Consider the following 18,772-nt stretch of genomic DNA (forward strand, 5'->3'; position numbering starts at 1 on the left):
ATGAAAAGCTATCGATTTCGGCTTGATCTGAGCTGGCATCACTTTGCGCACTACTATCGCGGTGATGCCAGTCGGGTCGAAGTAATTGCCGATGGTGGTCAGCGTCTGCTGATCCACGCGCGCCATTTTCGTTCGCTATTAAGTAGCAACGGTTTGCATGGCCATTTCCAGTTAACGTTAACGGAAACTAATGAGGTTCACTCATTGTTACGCCTAACTACCTCGTAGTTGGAAAACAGCTAGAGCAAAAACTTAAAACAACAAAGGGAGCCTGCAACGGCTCCCTTTTCTTTTGCTTCATTCAAAAGTTATTTAAAACCAATGCCTTAAGCGTCGCTGGCTGTTGCTGGTTGTGCGCTTATCTGTTTAATGAAAACAGCAGTTTCAAATGGTCGTTTTAATTGACCAGAAACTCATTGTTTTTAGTGAGTTTAAATGTTGCCAAATGGTTGTCACATCTGTGCCATTAAGTTAACAATGGGTATAACTCCCATTAAAGGGAGACGACAAACACAACAATCAGGGAAGGGGAGAAGCGAAGAATGTCATCCAATGCATTGCGCTTTAAAAAGACGGCTTTAGCCGCAGTAGTGGGGACTATCCTAACTACGCCGGCTCAAGCTATCTCGTTCAATTGGGGAGATATCGAAGGTCGTTTCGATTCAACCTGGACCGCCGGCGCCGCATGGCGTGTTGAAAGTCGTGATTTGGACAAAATTGGTAAAAACAACCTATTTCAATGGCAAGACTACGGCTACACCACGGTAAATGGCCAGATCACCGGCTTTAACGAGTTTTTGGACTCACCCGATGTATTTGCCCGTCGCGGTAGCTACAGCGCCAACGGAGATCTTGGCAACCAACTGTATGACCAGTACGACACCTTTAGCGAAATCTTTAAAGGCACCCACGAACTTGAATTGGTTTATGACAACTTCGGTTTGTTTGCCCGCGGCCTGTACTTTTACGACAACAAGCTGAAGAACAGCAGCTCCGATTATCGCAACACCATGACCGGTGAAGGCTATGACGTCTGTGCCGATTCTACCGCGTCGGACTACGCCTGTTCAGACATCCGCATGCTCGACTATTTCCTATTTGCTGACTTTGATATTGGCGACATGCCACTGTCGGTTCGTATTGGTGATCAGGTGGTAAGCTGGGGTGAAAGCACCCTGATTAGTCACGGTATTAACCAAGTCAACCCAGTAGATTTGGCGCGCTTGCAAGCCCCTGGGTCTGAGCTCAAGGAAGCCTTTATTCCGGTTGGAATGATTTGGGCAAGCCTTGGGGTGACCGAGAATCTCAATATCGACGCGTTCTATCAATACCGCTGGGAAGAGACCCGTTTGCCGGTTGCTGGAACCTACTTTGCGTCAAATGATTTTGCCGGTGCCGGCGGCTACGCCAATAACGGCCAGCTTGGTTTTGCCGGTAATCCTGACATCACCCTCGATCACCTGCTGAGTGAGCATGACATTTTGGCGCAAAACGCCGCTGGCGGTATGTCTGCACTGTATAACGCCCAGCTAGCTGCCCTGGCCGATGGTGATCCAAGTAATGACGCGGCGGCGCTCGCCCAAATTAGTGCGCTGACGGCACCAACCATCGCGTACTCAACCAAGGTCGCCTTAGTTGACTACACCCAAGAGCCTGATGACCAAGGCCAGTACGGTATTAAGCTAGGCTACTTTGCCCCAGAGCTGAACGAAACTGAGTTTGGTTTCTACTTTATGAATTACCACAGCCGTCGTCCGATTAGCGCGGGTACCGCCTCCAACTTCGGAGCCCAAGCGCTAGGCGAAGATCTTGCTTATCTTGCTGGGGTAGCGGGTGCAGGTCAGCAGTTAACTCGTGCGGATCTGCTTAACCTCAATATGTTCACCAAAGCGCAGCTGACCTACCAAGAAGACATTAAGCTTTACGGTGCGTCGTTCAATACCAATATCGGCGAAACCTCGGTTGCTGGCGAAATTGCCCATCGCCAAGATGAGCCACTGCAAATTGATGACGTTGAACTGCTGTTTGCCGCTATGCCAGAACAGCTTGCCAATGCCGGTATTGCGCCAACCTTTACCGATTTGGCGCAATACGTCACGCCAGACGGAACCCGCTTGCAGCCAGGCGAAGCCGCGCCGGGCCACATCTTAGTGGACTCGACCCAAGCGCAGATGACCTTTACCCATATCTTTGGCCCAACCTTTGGTTCAAGCAACTTGGTGATGCTGGCGGAAGTCGGTGGGGTTTGGATCCACGACATGCCGAGCCATGATCAGTTGCGTCTAAACGGTCCTGGCACTGAGCGTGCCGGCTCACAAGGACGAGAGGACAATCTGGCGGTACTGGGGATCCTTCACAACGGGCCGGAAGAGGATGCGTTCCCCGACGATTTTGCGTGGGGTTATCGTTTGGTTGCCAAAGCGGATTACAACAACGCCTTTATGGGTTGGAACTTGTCACCGCGAATCGTGTTTAGCCACGACGTACAGGGAACCACTCCGGATCCACTGTTCCTATTCACAGAAGAACGTAAGTCTGCGGCAATTACGCTGTCGGCTGACTACCTATCGACTTGGTCTTGGGATCTTAGCTACAACGCCTTCTTCGGCGGCAAGGGCAGTACTAACGCCTTGTCCGACAAAGATTTCGTCTCCTTTAACCTGAAGTTCTCCATCTAAGAGGGACCGAAGATGAACAAATTAACGATTATGGCGTCGACGCTGGCGCTAACCTTTAGCTTTAGTGCCGCAGCCAAGGTTTCTGAGGCCGAAGCGGCCAAATTAGGTAATGAACTGACGCCAATGGGGGCGGAACGTGCTGGCAATGCGGATGGCTCAATTCCAGAGTGGACCGGCGGTGTTACCGCGCCACCAGCGGGTTATAAAGAGGGCGATTTCCACCCCATGCCATTTGCCGATGATAAACCGCTGTTTACCATTACCGCGGCGAACATGGCGGAGTACCAACAGTACTTAACGCCTGGGGTTAAGGCGATGTTTGCCCAATACCCAGATACTTTTAAGATGAACATCTATCCGACCCACCGAACCGCCTCTTACCCGCAGTACATCTACGATCAGGTTAAGAAAAACGCCACCAGCGCCGAACTGGCTGCCAATGGTAATGGCATTATCGGCGCATCCGCCGGATCGCCGTTCCCAATCCCGCAAAACGGCCTTGAGGCCATTTGGAACCACACTCTGCGTTATCGCGGTAAAACCGCCCAGCTGCAGCGAAACCAAGCGACGCCAACCGCCGCTGGTGATTACACCCTAGTGGAAACTGAAGAATCGATCATTTTCTCCTACGGCGACACTGAGATTGACCCGCAGCAGATGGCCAAAGACAACAACTTGTTTTACTTCAAGCAGATTGTCACGGCGCCATCACGGTTAGCTGGCACCGCGCTGTTGGTGCACGAGACCATGGACCAAGAAAAGGACCCCCGTCAGGCGTGGACTTACAATACCGGTCAACGCCGTGTTCGACGTGCACCTAACGTTGCCTTTGATGCGCCAGGTACCGCATCCGATGGTCTGCGAACCACCGATGACTTTGATCTGTTTAACGGCTCGCCGCAGCGCTACAACTGGACCTTGAAGGGCAAGAAAGAGTTGTATATTCCCTACAATGATTATCGCCTACATAGCGACAACCTCAGCTACGACGAAATCTTGAAGCCAGGCCACATCAATATGGATCTGGTGCGCTGGGAAAAACACCGCGTCTGGGAAGTGGAGGCCAACTTAAAAGAGGGGGTTCGCCACACTTATAAGACTCGCACCTATTATCTGGATGAAGACAGCTGGCAGATCGCACTGGCGGATCTGTACGACAACCGTGGTGAACTCTACCGGGTAGGGATGTTGCACAGCATCAACTACTACGAGAAGCCGTTGATGTGGTCGACCCTAGAAGCCTTTTACGATTTGAACTCCAAACGCTACATCGCGATGGGGCTCGATAACCAAGGTGACGTGGTTAACTTCAACAAGCCGTTACGCCAACGCGACTTTACCCCGCAAGCGTTGCGTCGTGCTGGCCGTCGTTAATTAGCCACCCTTAAAACGAGCGCCTTCGGGCGCTCTTGTGGTGCTAGGGATCCAATAAAAATATGCAAAAAATAATAAATACGATATTGCTTTCAGGGTTATGTATATCCGCCGTTAACGCGGATACCACCTCGCTGGTCGCTCCCAAAGCGATCAATTCACCGGTGCTGGATATGGCCTTTAATGGCACCAAAATGGTCGCCGTTGGCGATCGCGGTCATCTGCTGGCCTACCTTGATAATCAGTGGCAGCAACTGACTGTGCCCTCTACGGCGATGCTTACTGCGGTGTCATTTCATGGTAAGAGCGGTTGGGCTGTCGGTCATGATGCCACCATCTTAACCACTAAAGATGGCGGTTTTAGCTGGCGCTTAGCACAAGCTATGCCAGAGCTAGATAAGCCACTGTTGGATGTGATTTCGGTGACGCCAACTACGGTGATGGCCGTCGGTGCTTATGGGCTGGCGTTTCGCTCAAACAATGGCGGCATCAGTTGGCAGCAGCAGTATTTCGAAGAGCTGCTGCATCCCGATGATCTTGATTACTTGAATGAACTTAAGCTTGAAGATGAAGCGCTCTACCTTGATGAGCGCAGTGCCATGCTGCCGCATTTTAACCGGGTGAGTAAATTGGCTGATGATTCCCTCGTGATGGTTGGTGAGATGGGCACCATCGTGCAATCGAGCGATGGTGGCCAAAGTTGGCAGCACTTAGAGCCGTTCTATGACGGTTCGTTGTTTGATTTCCTTGAGACTAAAGACGGCACCTGGCTGGCAACGGGGTTGCGAGGCAATGTGTTTCGCAGTACCGACCGCGGTCAGTACTGGGACGAGGTCGACTCAACCGTTGAAACCACCATCAATAGCCTAATGCAGCTTGATAATGGCGAAATCGTCATGGTTGCTAATGGCGGCTATGTGATGGTGAGCAATGATGACGGTCAAACGTTTCGGTCACAGTTATTTGCCAAAGGTGAAGATCTGGTCAGTGTTGCTCAACAGCAAGACGGCAAAGTGGTGATTTCAGGCAGCGCCGGTGTGCGCTGGATTAACTGATCCCAATAACAATAATTGCCATCACGATGTAGCAAGGAAGAGATATGTTAGATAAATGGACTAACTTGGTGGAAAGCGCCCTGTTTCGCCACCGCACGGTGGTGCTGGCGCTGTTTGCGCTGGTCACCATGGCGCTGGGTTATTCGGCATCACAGCTGCGGATGGATGCCGCCTTTACCAAAAACATCCCGCTTAGCCACCCCTATATGCAGACCTACATGGAGCACCGTGAGCAGTTTGGTGGTGCCAATAGCATCATGGTGGCGGTCGAGGACACCAGTGGAGATATCTACAACCCGCAGTTTTTTGACGCGCTGAGACAAATCCATGATCAGTTGTTCTTTATTCCCGGAGTTGATCGTACCCAAGTCAAATCATTGTTTAGCCCATCGACTCGATTCACTGAGGTAGTCGAAGACGGCTTTCGCGGTGGTCCGGTGATCCCTGCCGATTTTGATGGCAGTCAGGCCAGCGTTGATAAAGTTAAACAAAATGTCGAGAAAGCCGGGATCATTGGCCGGATGGTGGCGGATGATTATCGCGCAGCGATGATCACCGCATCACTGCTGGATTGGCAACCACTGCCGAAAGAGCAGATCGTCGCTGGCGGGCCAACCAGTAAGCCGATGGACGTACTGGCGTTTGCCGCGCAACTGGAGCGCGAGATCCGCCAAAAATACCAAAATGACCAGATCAAGGTGCACATCATTGGCTTTGCCAAAATGGCAGGTGATGTCGCCGATGGCGCCAAAGGTGTGGTGATGTTCTTTATGATCGCGCTGGCGATCACCGCCGTGATGGTGTTTGCGTTCTCACGCAGCATCATTCTGACATTACTGCCACTGAGCTGTAGCTTGGTCGCGGTGATCTGGCAAATGGGCGGGTTGACGGTACTTGGCTTCGGGCTCGATCCGATGTCGATTTTGGTGCCGTTTTTGGTGTTCGCTATTGGTGTCAGTCATGGGGTACAGATGATCAACGCCGTTGGTCACCGCGTCGCCGATGGCTTAAGCGCCAAGGTTGCCGCACAAGCGGCGTTTCGTAGTCTGCTGGTGCCGGGGATGGTGGCACTGCTGTCTGATACTGTTGGTTTTTTGACCCTGTTGGCGATTGATATTGGCATTATTCGCGAACTGGCGATCACCGCATCGCTTGGGGTCGCGGTGATAATCTTGACCAACTTAGTGTTGTTGCCGGTACTGCTGTCTTATGCACGCTTTAGCGAAAGTTATCTGGCTCGGGTTCACGCCAGCCGTGGTAAATCCAGCCCGGTGTGGGACTGGATGGCCAAGTTTGCCGAGGGTAAACGTTCGTTACTGGTGATTGCCATTGCGGCGCTGCTGTTTGGCTTTGGTAGCAAACAGGCGCAAACCATGAAGATTGGCGATCTGCATGCCGGTGCACCAGCGCTGAAAGAGCAATCAGTTTACAACCAGGATACCTTCTTTATCACCGAAAACTTCACCATCACCACCGATGTGATGACGGTGTTGGTGGAAGCATTCCCTGAAGCTTGTACCTACCATTCGGCGATGGCGCAGATTGATGAGTTTCAATGGCGGCTGGAAAATGTCGACGGGGTACAATCCACCGCGTCACTGGCGTCGGTAGCGAAAACCATTAATGGCGGTTTTAACGAAGGCAATCCGAAGTGGCGGGTGTTGCCACGAACTACGCCAACCTTAGTGCAGGCCGTTGGTCGCGTACCGACCTCATCGGGATTGCTTGATGGTAACTGCTCAGTGATGCCAATCTACCTGTTCTTGGAAGACCACAAAGCCGAAACCCTTAATCGCGTCGTTGCCGCAGTGAAAGAGCAGGCGGCCAATTTTAACTCCGATCAACTGACCTTTAAGTTGGCTTCTGGTCCTGCAGGGGTGATGGCAGCAACCAATGAAGCGGTCGAAGCGGCGCAGATGCCAATGCTGGTATACGTCTACGCGGCCGTGTTTGTGCTGTGCTTAATCAGCTTTAGATCGATTATGGCGACCATAGCCGTAGTTGTGCCGCTGCTGTTGGTATCCGTATTGGCTCAAGCGCTGATGACCTATCTGCAAATTGGGCTTACGGTATCGACCTTACCGGTGATTGCCCTTGGTGTGGGTATCGGGGTTGACTATGGCATCTACATCTTATCGACCATGGCGCCGCTGCTGCGTGACGGTATGCCGGTGTCGCAAGCTTATCGTCAGGCGTTGATAGAGCGGGGCAACGCCGTGGTATTTACCGGCATTACCTTGGCCGTTGGTGTCAGTACTTGGGTGTTCTCCGATCTTAAGTTCCAAATGGATATGGGCATTCTGCTGACCTTTATGTTCTTAGTGAACATGCTTGCAGCGATCTTACTGTTACCGGCATTGATCAAACTGTTGTGGCGACAACCGGCCGCTTAAATTTCGGTAAAATCTGCCATTGAATAAAAGGTCACCTAGCGGTGGCCTTTTTGCATAAAACCGACAAATAACTGCGATGGTTCGCAGCCGTTGTTGGTTTGTGACGCAGAGGTAAACAGATCCGATCTGCACTGGCTCACATTGGCTGATTTTTGGTGATATGCTGCCAGCAAATGCCCAAGGCATTGCGAAGGATTTAGCCCTATCGGGCCAGTGAAGGAATTACATCTATGGCGATAATGCAAGCCAGTCCATCGGTTATGCTGGACAACGTTTTAGCTCTGATCCATAACAAAAACGACGAACAACAAGCGCCATTGATTGAAGCGCTGGCGCGGATCATCTACGCCACCTTGTCGCAGACCGATCTCAATCAACGCAGCGATAGCGAACTGTATGGTGCCACCCTAAGTTTGTGGCGCAACCTTAACAATACCGGGGCAGGGCAAAGCTTCAATCAGGTTTATAACCCAGACCTTCGTAGCCATGGCTGGGAAAGCCCGCACACCATCATCGAGATGATCCAGCCCGACATGCCGTTTTTAGTCGACTCGGTGGCGATGGCGTTAAAGCGGTTTGCAATCAATACCCACTTAACTGTGCACGCACCGATCGCCATTAAGCGCGACGATGCCGGTAAGGTGGTGGCGATCACTACCGTGATGGCGGCCGAGGCGGACTATGAACGAGTGTCGGTATTTTTCGTCGAAATTGAGAATCAGCAAAACGATGAGCGGCGCCAAGCGCTCAGCGACGAACTGGCCTCGGTGTTGGTGGACATTAAAGCCTCGGTTGATGATTGGCCCAAGATGCAGGCCAAACTGCTTGAGGTGATCGATGAAATTGGTAACTCACCGCAAATCGCAAGCCGTGATGACCGAGAAAACACCTTGGAGTTTCTGCGTTTTCTCTCGAACCACCATTTCACCTTTTTGGGCTATCGCTATTACGATTTAGACCGGGTAGAGGGCGATTTAGCGCTGAACGCCCAGCAAGCAAGCAGTCTTGGCACCATGCGGGTCAGACCGAAGAAGCATCACGGATTGTTGTTCTCTAAATTGCCAGAAACCGCCCGTAAAGAAGCCTTGCAACCGACCTACTTGGTGCTGACTAAAACCAACGCTCGCAGTCGCATTCATCGCCAAGCTTATACCGATTACGTTGGCATCAAACGCCTTGATGCGCAGGGGCAAGTGATTGGCGAACATCGCTTTATTGGTTTGTATGCTTCAACCATGTACAACAAAAGTAGCGATCAGATCCCACTGCTAAAGCAAAAGATCCGCGCCATTATGACGTTGTCAGGGATGGCACCATCGAGCCACGACTATCGGGCACTGCTAAATATTCTAGAAACCCACCCGCGAGACGAACTTATTCAAGCCAGTGAAAAGCAACTGTATGACACCGCCGTCGGCATTTTACAGATGCAGGATCGCGACAAAGTGCGGTTGTTTATTCGCAAAGATTTGTTCGGTCGTTTTATCTCGGCGTTGGTATACACCAGTAAAGATCGCTACAACACCGAGCTGCGGATCCGCACTCAAGCGCTGCTGGCTAACTATTTCGGTAGCCAAGAGCCGGTTGAGTTCACCACCTACTTTAGCGAGTCGCAATTGGCTCGAACCCACTACCAAGTCAAAGTGGCTGATAACGAAATGGAAGTTGATATAAACGAACTCGAGGCCAACCTGTTGGAATTGGCTCGTACCTGGGATGACAAACTCGATAGTGCGCTGGTCGAAAGTCGTGGCGAAGCCAATGGCCGCGCACTGTCTCGTAAGTATCTGCATGGTTTTCCGCGCAGCTACAAAGAGGATGTGTTGCCATCAGCAGCATTAGTCGATATCAATTTTCTGGAGCAACTTAGCGACGCCAATCAGTTGGGGATGCTGTTTTACCAGCCTCAAGAGGGGCACAGCGACCAACAGTTGGTGTCACTAAAGCTGTTTCATAAAACCCACCCGATCCCGCTATCCGACATTTTACCGATGTTGGAAAATTTTGGCCTGCGAGTGATTGGCGAGCGTCCTTATCGGGTGGTTAGTGAAGACGCTGGCGACTACTGGATCCTCGACTTCTCAATGTCATTTAAGCCGAGCATCAATGAGAAGATTGGCGACTATCAACGCCGTTTCGAACAAGCGTTAGAGCTAACTTGGCAAGGGATTTTAGAAAACGACGCCTTTAATGCGTTAGTGCTAAGTGCTGGCATGACCGGCAGGGAAGTGTCGATGTTGCGCGCTTACGCTAAGTATATGCGCCAGCTGGGGGCTAATTTTTCGCAACGTTATATCGCTGACACGTTAGAGCGCTACCCACAGATCTCGACCTTATTGATGCAGCTGTTTAAACGGCGCTTTGATCCAGCATCGACTGATCGCGATGCCAAAACCCTTAGAGCCGACATCAACAGTCAATTGGATGCGGTGATTAACCTCGATGATGACCGTATTATTCGCCGCTTTGTCGAGCTAATCGAAGCAACGGTGCGCACCAACTTCTATCAAAGCCATGGCGAGATTCCTAAAAATTACCTGTCGTTTAAGTTTGATCCCAGCCTTATTCCAGAGATCCCACTTCCGGTGCCTACATACGAAATCTTTGTCTATTCTGCCCGCGTCGAAGGGGTTCACTTAAGGGGCAGTAAAGTGGCACGCGGTGGCTTACGTTGGTCAGATCGCCGCGAAGATTTTCGTACCGAAGTGCTCGGCTTAGTTAAAGCCCAGCAGGTAAAGAACACCGTAATCGTGCCATCCGGCGCCAAAGGTGGTTTTGTTTGTAAAAAACTGCCAAACGAACGTGAAGCGATGCTGGCGGAAGGGCAGGAGTGCTACCGCACCTTTATCCGCGGTTTATTGGATATCACCGATAACATCATCCAAGGCGAAGTGGTTCATCCCCACAATGTCGTTCGTCATGATGCAGATGATTCTTATCTGGTAGTCGCCGCCGACAAGGGCACAGCGACCTTTTCTGATATCGCCAACAGCATCTCCGAGGAGTATCAATTCTGGCTCGGCGATGCCTTCGCCTCCGGCGGCCAGTTTGGTTACGACCATAAGAAAATGGGCATTACCGCCCGTGGTGGCTGGGAATCGGTAAAACGCCACTTCCGTGAGATCGGCATCGATTGTCAAACCACCGATTTCACTTGTTTAGCCATCGGTGATATGGCTGGCGACGTGTTTGGCAACGGCATGCTGCTGTCCGAGCACATTCGCTTGCAAGTCGCCTTTAACCATCAGCATATCTTCATCGATCCCAATCCCGATGCCGCAAGCAGCTATCAAGAGCGGCAACGCTTGTTTGCTCTGCCGCGCTCTAGCTGGCTTGATTACGATGCCAGTCTGATCTCTGACGGCGGTGGCGTATTTGAACGGTCAGCCAAAAGTATTCAGCTAACCCCGCAAATGCAGCAACTGTTTGCCACCAGCGAAACCCAGATGACCCCGAATGCGCTGATTCAACTAGCGCTGAAGATGCAGGTGGATCTGCTGTGGAACGGTGGCATTGGAACCTACGTTAAAGCCAGCAGCGAAAGCCATTTTGACGTGGGCGATCGCGCTAACGATCTGTTGCGCATCGATGGCCGTGAACTGAATGCCAAAATTGTCGGCGAGGGCGGGAATCTTGGCTTAACTCAGTTAGGGCGGATCGAATATGCCCAGCACGGCGGCCGCATCAATACCGATTTTGTCGATAACGTTGGTGGCGTCGATTGCTCCGATAATGAAGTTAACATCAAGATCTTGCTCAACCAGTTAGTGGCTGAAGGGGAGTTAACTCTGAAGCAACGTAACCAGTTGCTGGTGGAGATGACCGATGAAGTCGCCGAGATTGTGCTGGAGGATTGTCGCGATCAAACCTTATCAATTTCGGTCACCCAACTGCGTGATGTTGCCAGCTTTAAAGAACACGTCCGCTTTATTCAATATCTGGAAAAGCTGGGCCGGTTAGATCGCGAACTGGAATTTCTACCTAATGATGAACAGTTAGCGGAACGCTTAGCCGCTGGTAAGGGCTTAACCCGCCCGGAATTATCGGTGTTGGTGGCTTACGCCAAGATGGTGTTGAAAGAGCAACTGGTGATCCCAGCAATCACTGACAACCCAGTTATTGCCGATCGTCTACTGCGCTACTTTCCTGAACGCTTGCAACAGCGCTTTAGTAAGGCGATGCAACAGCACCCGCTACGGGCGCAAATTATCGCTACCTCGTTAGCCAATGAAATCATCAATAACATGGGCTTTAACTTTGTGCAGCGAATGCAGGATGAAACCAGCGCCGAAATCAGTGAAATCGCCATTGCTTACACCACGGCGGCACAGATTTTTGATTTCGATAACCTGAAAGATCAGATCGCTGCGGTGGATGGTGTGGTCAGCAGCGAGCTGCAACATCAAATGATCCACAAACTGCAACGCACAGTGCGTCGGGCCAGCCGTTGGTTCCTACGTCATCGCAGCAACCAAACTGACATCAACAGCAATGTCGCTTTCTTCCGGCCGGTGGTAACCCAGTTGCAAACGGAATTTGATCAGTTGCTGTGCCCAAGTGAAGCGCAAGCGTTAACGGCGCAAGTGGATTTGCTGACGGCACAACAGGTGCCGACCGAGCTAGCACAATTGGTCGAACGCTCCAGTACTTTGTTCTCGGCGTTGGATTTAGCCGAAATTGCCGAACAAGACCAAAAACCGGTGACGCTGGTATCACAAACTTACTACAAATTGGGCGCTCGCATTGATATGCACTGGTTCCTGCAACAGATTAATGAGCAGCAGGTAGCCAACCACTGGCAGGCGTTAGCTCGGGCCGGATTTAGGGAAGAACTGGATCTGTTGCAGCGACAGTTGACTCTGGTTGTGCTGCGTAATTGCCACGGCATATGCAGTGCCGAGGCGATCATCGAGCAGTGGGTTGATGACAACCAAACTTCGCTAACTCGCTGGTTACAGATGATGACTGAATTCAGAACATCGAAAACCCATGAGTTTGCAAAGTTTTCTGTCGCATTACGTGAGCTAGCGCTGCTTATTGTTCGTTGTGACAATCCAATCGAAGCGGCATAATAGCGCCGCCTCGTAAAGCAATAATAAAAAGAAAAGGCCTCGGGGAACCGAGGCTTTTTTATAACTAGGAGAAAGCCCACTGTGTTTTACCGCATTGCCCAAAAGTTTCTGTTCCAAACTCAAGCCGAAACCGCCCACAACCTGGCGATGACCGGGATCCGAGTTACTGGTAACACGCCGCTGGCTTGCTTCTACAGCCAAAACGTACCTTACGCCCCAGTGGAATTTATGGGGATCACTTTTCCAAACCCAGTAGGCCTAGCCGCGGGTATGGATAAAGATGGTGAAGCGATCGATGGGTTCGCTGCCATGGGCTTTGGCCACCTTGAGGTGGGCACGGTTACTCCGCGTCCACAACCGGGCAACGATAAGCCTCGTGCGTTCCGCCTAAAGCCAGTTCGCGGCATCATTAACCGCATGGGTTTTAACAACAAAGGCGTTGATAACCTGGTGGCCAACATCAAAGCCAGCAATCCGGGTGATTGCGTAATCGGCGTTAACATTGGCAAAAACAAAGACACGCCATTGGAGCAGGGTAAAGACGATTACCTGATCTGTATGGATAAGGTGTACGAGGTGGCGGGCTACATCGCGGTGAACATCTCCTCACCGAATACTCCGGGCCTGCGTCAGCTGCAATACGGTGAAATGCTGGATGATCTGTTGTCCTCATTGAAAAACCGCCAGCAACAACTGGCTGAAAAACACGGTAAGTACGTACCAGTGGCGCTCAAGATCGCTCCGGATCTGACTGACGAAGAGTTAGCCGAAGTCTGTGGTTCGCTGCTGCGCAATAAACTGGACGGCGTAATCGCCACCAACACCACCCTAAGCCGTGAAGGGGTGGAGCACTTGCCAGAGCATCAGCAAGCCGGTGGTTTGTCTGGCGCACCGTTGACCGCACGTTCAACCGAGATCATCCGTAAGCTGCATCAGCACCTAGGCGATCAAATGCCAATTCTCGGCGTTGGTGGCATCGAGTCGGCTGCGACTGCCATGGAAAAACTGGATGCTGGAGCCAAGATGGTTCAAATTTACACCGGTTTTATCTATGAAGGCCCGCAGTTAATTAAAGCGATCACCGAAGCCTTTATTAAGCGCAAATAACAAAATTAAACGCGAAAGCGATCAAAAAGATCTCAACCGATCGGTTGAGATCTTTTTCTTTTGGGAAAGGTTGCTATTTTGTTTAAAATAGTGATTGCGCGTTGTTTAATCTTTGCACTATTATAATTTGCCAACAAATCTGGAATTTAAATCACAATGTGTTTGTCACCTGATCACAGCTGGTACTGGTTCTTTGATGAAAAAGAACAGCGACTTGCTCTCTCACTTGGAGAGTATGTGTTCATGTCTGCCTACACCGAAAAACAGCTGATCCCAGATGCCTTCTACCAGCAAGCCTTCACTGCTGAGCACACCGAGCAGTTCTACCAATTGCAAGAACAACTGCCGCAACAGTTGCAGTTAAGCCAAGGGCAATTGTTGCAGTTAGTCTTTAACGTTATCGCCGCACGTTTTATGACGTTACCGATGATGCCGAAAAGCTGGTTTTTTGAAACCAGTAACACCATCGTTTATCCCAGAAATGGTCGCTTAGTCTCTTTACAAAATCAGCATCAACGGGGCCAATTTTTAGTCATCGAAGCGACTGAACAGGCCAGCTTATTAATGTTAATCGATGATCTTTGCCAATTAAATGAGCAAAAATCGATCGAGCAGTTTGCGCTGATTAAAGTAATGAACGACCGCTTAATGCCGACTCTGGTTAATAATTCCGCAGTTGTGGTTGCAGCCTAATCTCCTGCCTGTTTTTTAAGCGCGTTGCTGCGTTTGGCTATTAACTAAACGGCCAGCCGCTAAAGCCGTTCCTGCCAGACAAGTTTCTTTTCTCAACTCGGGTACAGCAATCACAAAACCAGTATAATGTGGGTTTTGTAGTTAGACGTGCGAGTCCCCATGAAGCGTTTTTACGCCGCCGTGCCCAAAGGGCTGGAATACCTCCTGGTAGATGAATTAAACGCCCTTGGCGCCACTGAAGTGCGCGAAGGTCAAGCCGTAGTGCATTTTGAGGCAGAGCTAGAAACCGCCTACCGCATCTGTCTATGGAGCCGACTGGCTTCCCGTATCGTGTTGGTGATCGCCGAAGTGGGCGCCAAGTCCGCCGAGCAGATGTATCAGAACGTCAAAAAACTTTACTGGCCAGCGGTGTTCAGTAACCACGCTGACTTTATGGTCGACTTCCATGGCGGCAACCGCGATATCCGCAACAGCGCCTTTGGTGCATTAAAGGTAAAAGACGCCATCGTTGACGCGTTTGTCGAGCACAGTGGCGTTCGTCCTTCAGTGAGTAAAGACAACCCAGAAGTGAAGATCGACTGTGCGCTGCGCGCCGACAAACTGCTGGTGGGGATCAACTTCTCTGGGGCACCGATGCACCAGCGCGGTTACCGTACCGACACTGGCCGTGCGCCGATGCGTGAGAACTTGGCCGCCGCGATTCTGGTTCGCTCTGGCTGGACCCAAGCGATGGATAAACCGCTGATCGATCCATTCTGCGGTTCCGGCACCATCTTGATTGAAGCGGCGTTAATGGCAACCGATACCGCACCGCTGCTGAATCGTCAGCGCTGGGGCTTTGAAGGTTGGGCTGGTCACCAAGGCATGTTGTGGCGCGAAATCCACGCCGAAGCCAAAGTTCGTGCCAATCGTGGTCAATCCGAATGCAAAACCCGTTTTATCGGCCGTGATCGTTTCCGCCGAGTATTGACCGTTGCTAAAGACAACGCCGCTAACGCTCAAGTCGCGCACCTGATCCAATTTGAGGGCGGTGATGCCACCGAGATGCCATTGCCACCAGCGCAAGCCGGCTTTGTGGTCACCAACCCGCCGTACGGCGAGCGTCTGGGGCAATTGCCAGAGCTGCTGCATCTGTACGCTTCTTTGGGTCAACAGTTCAAAGCGCACTGGCAAAACTGGCAATTGAGCATTCTGTGTTCCGAGCCAATGCTATTGGCAGCGCTACGCCTAAAAGCCGACAAACAATACAAGCTGTTTAACGGCGCCTTGGAAGTGCTGTTATGCAACTACGCCGTTGGCGAAGGCGGTCAGGGCCGTGCCTTTGGCGAAGATTTTGCTAACCGTTTGCGTAAAAACCAAAAGGCGTTGGCGAAGTGGCTGAAGCGCGATCAGGTAGAATGCTACCGCGTCTACGATGCTGATCTGCCAGAGTACAACGTTGCCATCGACCGTTATCAAGATTGGGTGGTGGTACAAGAGTACGCGCCGCCAAAATCGGTTGACCCGAAAAAAGCCCAGTCGCGTCTGATCGATGTGCTGCTGAATGTGCCGTCGGTGCTGGAGATTGATCCGGCTAAGATCGTACTGAAAACCCGCCAGCAGCAAAAAGGTAAAGAGCAGTACCAACGTATGGGCGAGCAGGGAAATGAACTGATCGTTGAAGAGTATGGTGCGCGCTTTATCGTTAACTTGGCCGATTACCTCGATACCGGTCTGTTCATCGATCATCGTCTGGCGCGTCAATACATCCAGCAAAACTGTAACGGCAAAGATTTCCTTAACCTATTTGCTTACACCGGCAGCGCGTCAGTGCACGCCGCTATCGGTGGCGCTAAATCGACCACCACCGTCGATATGTCCAAGACCTATCTGCGCTGGGCTGAAGCCAACTTTAAAGAGAACCGTCTGCGCGGTCGTCAATACCGCTTCCAGCACGCCGACGTCTTGGCTTGGTTAGAACAGGCCAACGAGCAGTTCGACTTTATCTTTATCGATCCGCCGACCTTCTCTAACTCCAAGCGAATGGAGAAAACCTTTGATGTCGAGCGTGATCATCTGTGGTTGATGGGGCAGCTGAAGCGTTTGCTGCGTCCAAATGGCCAGATCCTGTTCTCCAACAACAAGCGTAACTTCAAGATGGACATGGATGGCATGGCCGAGCTGGGCTTGACCGCAGAGAACATCAGCGACAAGACCCGTTCACCGGATTTTGCCCGCAACAAGCACATTCACAACGCCTGGATTGTGCGCCATGGCTAACGCCGTGGTGCTGTATCACACCGACGGCTGCCACCTGTGCGAACAGGCGGCAGCGTTGCTGCACAGCGCCAAACAACCTTTCAATCTGGTTGATATCGTTAGCGATCCACAATTAGTGGATCGCTACGGCGTACGCATTCCGGTGGTTGCCCTTGATAACGGCCAAGAACTTGGTTGGCCGTTCGACTTACAACAATTACAACGATTTTTGGGAGCGCAAGCATGAGCTTGATCCGCCTCAACAATGCCCAGCTGGCGTTTGGTCATATCCCGCTGCTGGACCATGCCGATTTTGTGCTAGAGCCAAACGAGCGCGTCTGTTTGGTGGGCCGCAACGGCGCCGGTAAATCCAGCCTGTTAAAAGTGTTGGCCGGCTTACAATTGCTGGACGATGGCACCATTAACATCAACAGCGAATTAAAGATCGCCTATCTGCCGCAGGATCCACCGCGAGCCGAAAGCGGCACCATCTTTGATTATGTCGCCCAAGGTTTGGCAGAAGTGGGCGAGATCATTGCTGCCTTCGAACAAGCCAGCAAATTGGTCGAGCAAGATCCATCCGAAGCCAACCTAAACCGCATGGCCCGTGCCCAAGAGGGGATGGATCACCACAACGGCTGGCAGTTTGAAACTCGCATCGAGCAAACTCTGTCGCACCTTGAACTCAACCCAACCACGCCGATCGCCGAACTGTCCGGTGGCTGGCAGCGTCGTGCCGCCTTGGCCCGTGCGCTGGTACAAGCACCGGATGTATTGCTGCTGGATGAGCCAACCAACCACTTGGACATCGATGCCATCGAATGGCTTGAAACCTTGCTTAAAGGCTTTGCCGGTTCAATTGTGTTTATCAGTCACGACCGTGGCTTTATTCGCAATATGGCTACGCGGATTGTCGATCTGGATCGGGGCCAGATCTTAAGTTTCCCAGGCAACTACGCCACCTACCTTGAAGGAAAAGAGGAAGCGCTGCGGGTCGAAGAACTGCAAGCGGCTGAGTTTGATAAGAAACTGGCCAAAGAGGAAACCTGGATCCGCCAGGGGATCAAAGCCCGTCGTACCCGCAACGAGGGCCGAGTTCGTGCCCTAAAAGCATTGCGTGTAGAACGCTCTGAACGGATCACCCGCCTTGGCAACGCCAACATGAGCGTCAACCAAGCGGCCAAGTCCGGCAAGTTGGTGTTCGATGTCGAAAACATGAGTTTCGGTTACCCGAACCAACTGATTGCCAAAGACTTTACCACTGCGGTAATGCGTGGCGAGCGGATCGCGCTAATCGGCCCGAACGGTTGCGGTAAATCGACCCTGATTAAGATCCTATTGGATAAGATCCAGCCGCAAGAGGGCACGGTAAAGCAGGGCACCAAGCTGGAAGTGGCGTACTTTGATCAGCACCGTTTGGCGCTGGATCCAAGCAAAACCGTTCAAGATAACGTCGCTGATGGCAAATCATCGGTGCTAGTAAACGGCAAAGACCGTCACGTTCTTAGCTACCTGCAAGACTTCTTGTTCGCCCCGGCTCGCGCTCGCAGCCCGGTATCATCGCTTTCTGGTGGTGAGAAAAACCGCCTGCTGCTAGCCAAGTTGTTCTTAAAGCCAGCTAACTTGTTGGTGATGGATGAACCAACCAACGATCTGGATGTCGAAACGCTGGAACTGCTGGAAGCGAAACTGGCTGAATTCGACGGCACCTTGTTGGTGGTATCGCACGATCGTGAGTTTATCGACAACACCGTTACCAGCACCTGGTGGTTCTACGGCGATGGCCAGTGGCAAGAATATATCGGTGGTTACCAAGACGCGGTCAATCTGGGCGCCCAGTTCTACCGTGAGGCGGCACAACCTGCGACCGTCGCTGTTGTCGCGGCGCCTGCGCCGACACCAGCGCAACCAACAAAACCTGTTGTTAACAAAGCCAAAAAGTTATCATACAAGTTACAACGAGAGCTGGAAGCTCTGCCGGCCAAGCTAGAAGCTTTGGAAGCGGAGATTGACGCCTTACAACAAATAATCTCAGAACCAAGCTTCTTCAGCGGTGACCAACAACAAGTCAACGACACCATGAAGCAGCTGGCTGAGAAAGAACTACAACTTGAGCAAGACTTGGAGCGCTGGGAGGAACTCGAAGCACTCCAAGAATAAGG

At 51.6% G+C, this 18,772-nt stretch carries 11 protein-coding genes; all 11 read left to right on the top strand.

What is annotated here, in order from left to right:
• Positions 1–228 (top strand): DUF2835 family protein, encoded by a 228-nt coding sequence (locus tag G506_RS0102090; protein ID WP_028115431.1) that lies wholly within the window; start codon positions 1–3, stop codon positions 226–228.
• 314 nt (positions 229–542) lie between these two features.
• A complete protein-coding gene (locus G506_RS0102095; protein WP_028115432.1) occupies positions 543–2,678 on the top strand; it encodes a DUF1302 domain-containing protein in 2,136 nt (711 codons plus the stop codon).
• A 12-nt stretch (positions 2,679–2,690) separates the two neighbouring features.
• Entirely contained in the window at positions 2,691–4,052 is a 1,362-nt protein-coding gene (locus G506_RS0102100) for a DUF1329 domain-containing protein (protein WP_028115433.1), read from the top strand.
• A 62-nt stretch (positions 4,053–4,114) separates the two neighbouring features.
• Complete coding sequence (locus G506_RS0102105; RefSeq protein WP_084631076.1) at positions 4,115–5,107, top strand: WD40/YVTN/BNR-like repeat-containing protein; 993 nt, start codon at positions 4,115–4,117, stop codon at positions 5,105–5,107.
• Between the two features lie 44 nt (positions 5,108–5,151).
• Positions 5,152–7,500, top strand: coding sequence for an efflux RND transporter permease subunit (locus G506_RS0102110; protein ID WP_028115435.1), 2,349 nt, complete (start codon positions 5,152–5,154; stop codon positions 7,498–7,500).
• A 230-nt stretch (positions 7,501–7,730) separates the two neighbouring features.
• Complete coding sequence (locus G506_RS0102115) at positions 7,731–12,572, top strand: NAD-glutamate dehydrogenase (RefSeq protein ID WP_028115436.1); 4,842 nt, start codon at positions 7,731–7,733, stop codon at positions 12,570–12,572.
• An 81-nt stretch (positions 12,573–12,653) separates the two neighbouring features.
• Positions 12,654–13,679 (top strand): quinone-dependent dihydroorotate dehydrogenase, encoded by a 1,026-nt coding sequence (gene pyrD, locus G506_RS0102120; RefSeq protein WP_028115437.1) that lies wholly within the window; start codon positions 12,654–12,656, stop codon positions 13,677–13,679.
• Between the two features lie 156 nt (positions 13,680–13,835).
• The gene (locus G506_RS0102125) at positions 13,836–14,372 is read left to right on the top strand and encodes a cell division protein ZapC domain-containing protein (RefSeq protein ID WP_028115438.1); all 537 of its coding nucleotides are present in this window, start codon (positions 13,836–13,838) and stop codon (positions 14,370–14,372) included.
• Between the two features lie 159 nt (positions 14,373–14,531).
• The gene (rlmKL, locus tag G506_RS0102130; protein WP_028115439.1) at positions 14,532–16,631 is read left to right on the top strand and encodes a bifunctional 23S rRNA (guanine(2069)-N(7))-methyltransferase RlmK/23S rRNA (guanine(2445)-N(2))-methyltransferase RlmL; all 2,100 of its coding nucleotides are present in this window, start codon (positions 14,532–14,534) and stop codon (positions 16,629–16,631) included.
• A complete protein-coding gene (locus tag G506_RS0102135) occupies positions 16,624–16,857 on the top strand; it encodes a glutaredoxin family protein (protein WP_028115440.1) in 234 nt (77 codons plus the stop codon). The genes rlmKL and G506_RS0102135 overlap by 8 nt, the downstream gene beginning before the upstream one ends.
• Positions 16,854–18,770, top strand: a complete 1,917-nt coding sequence (gene uup / locus G506_RS0102140) for an ATP-binding cassette ATPase Uup (protein ID WP_028115441.1) — start codon at positions 16,854–16,856, stop codon at positions 18,768–18,770. Before G506_RS0102135 ends, uup begins: the two co-directional genes overlap by 4 nt.
• The last annotated feature ends 2 nt before the right edge of the window (positions 18,771–18,772 follow it).

The sequence above is a fragment of the Ferrimonas senticii DSM 18821 genome, from assembly GCF_000422665.1.
Lineage (GTDB): Bacteria > Pseudomonadota > Gammaproteobacteria > Enterobacterales > Shewanellaceae > Ferrimonas > Ferrimonas senticii.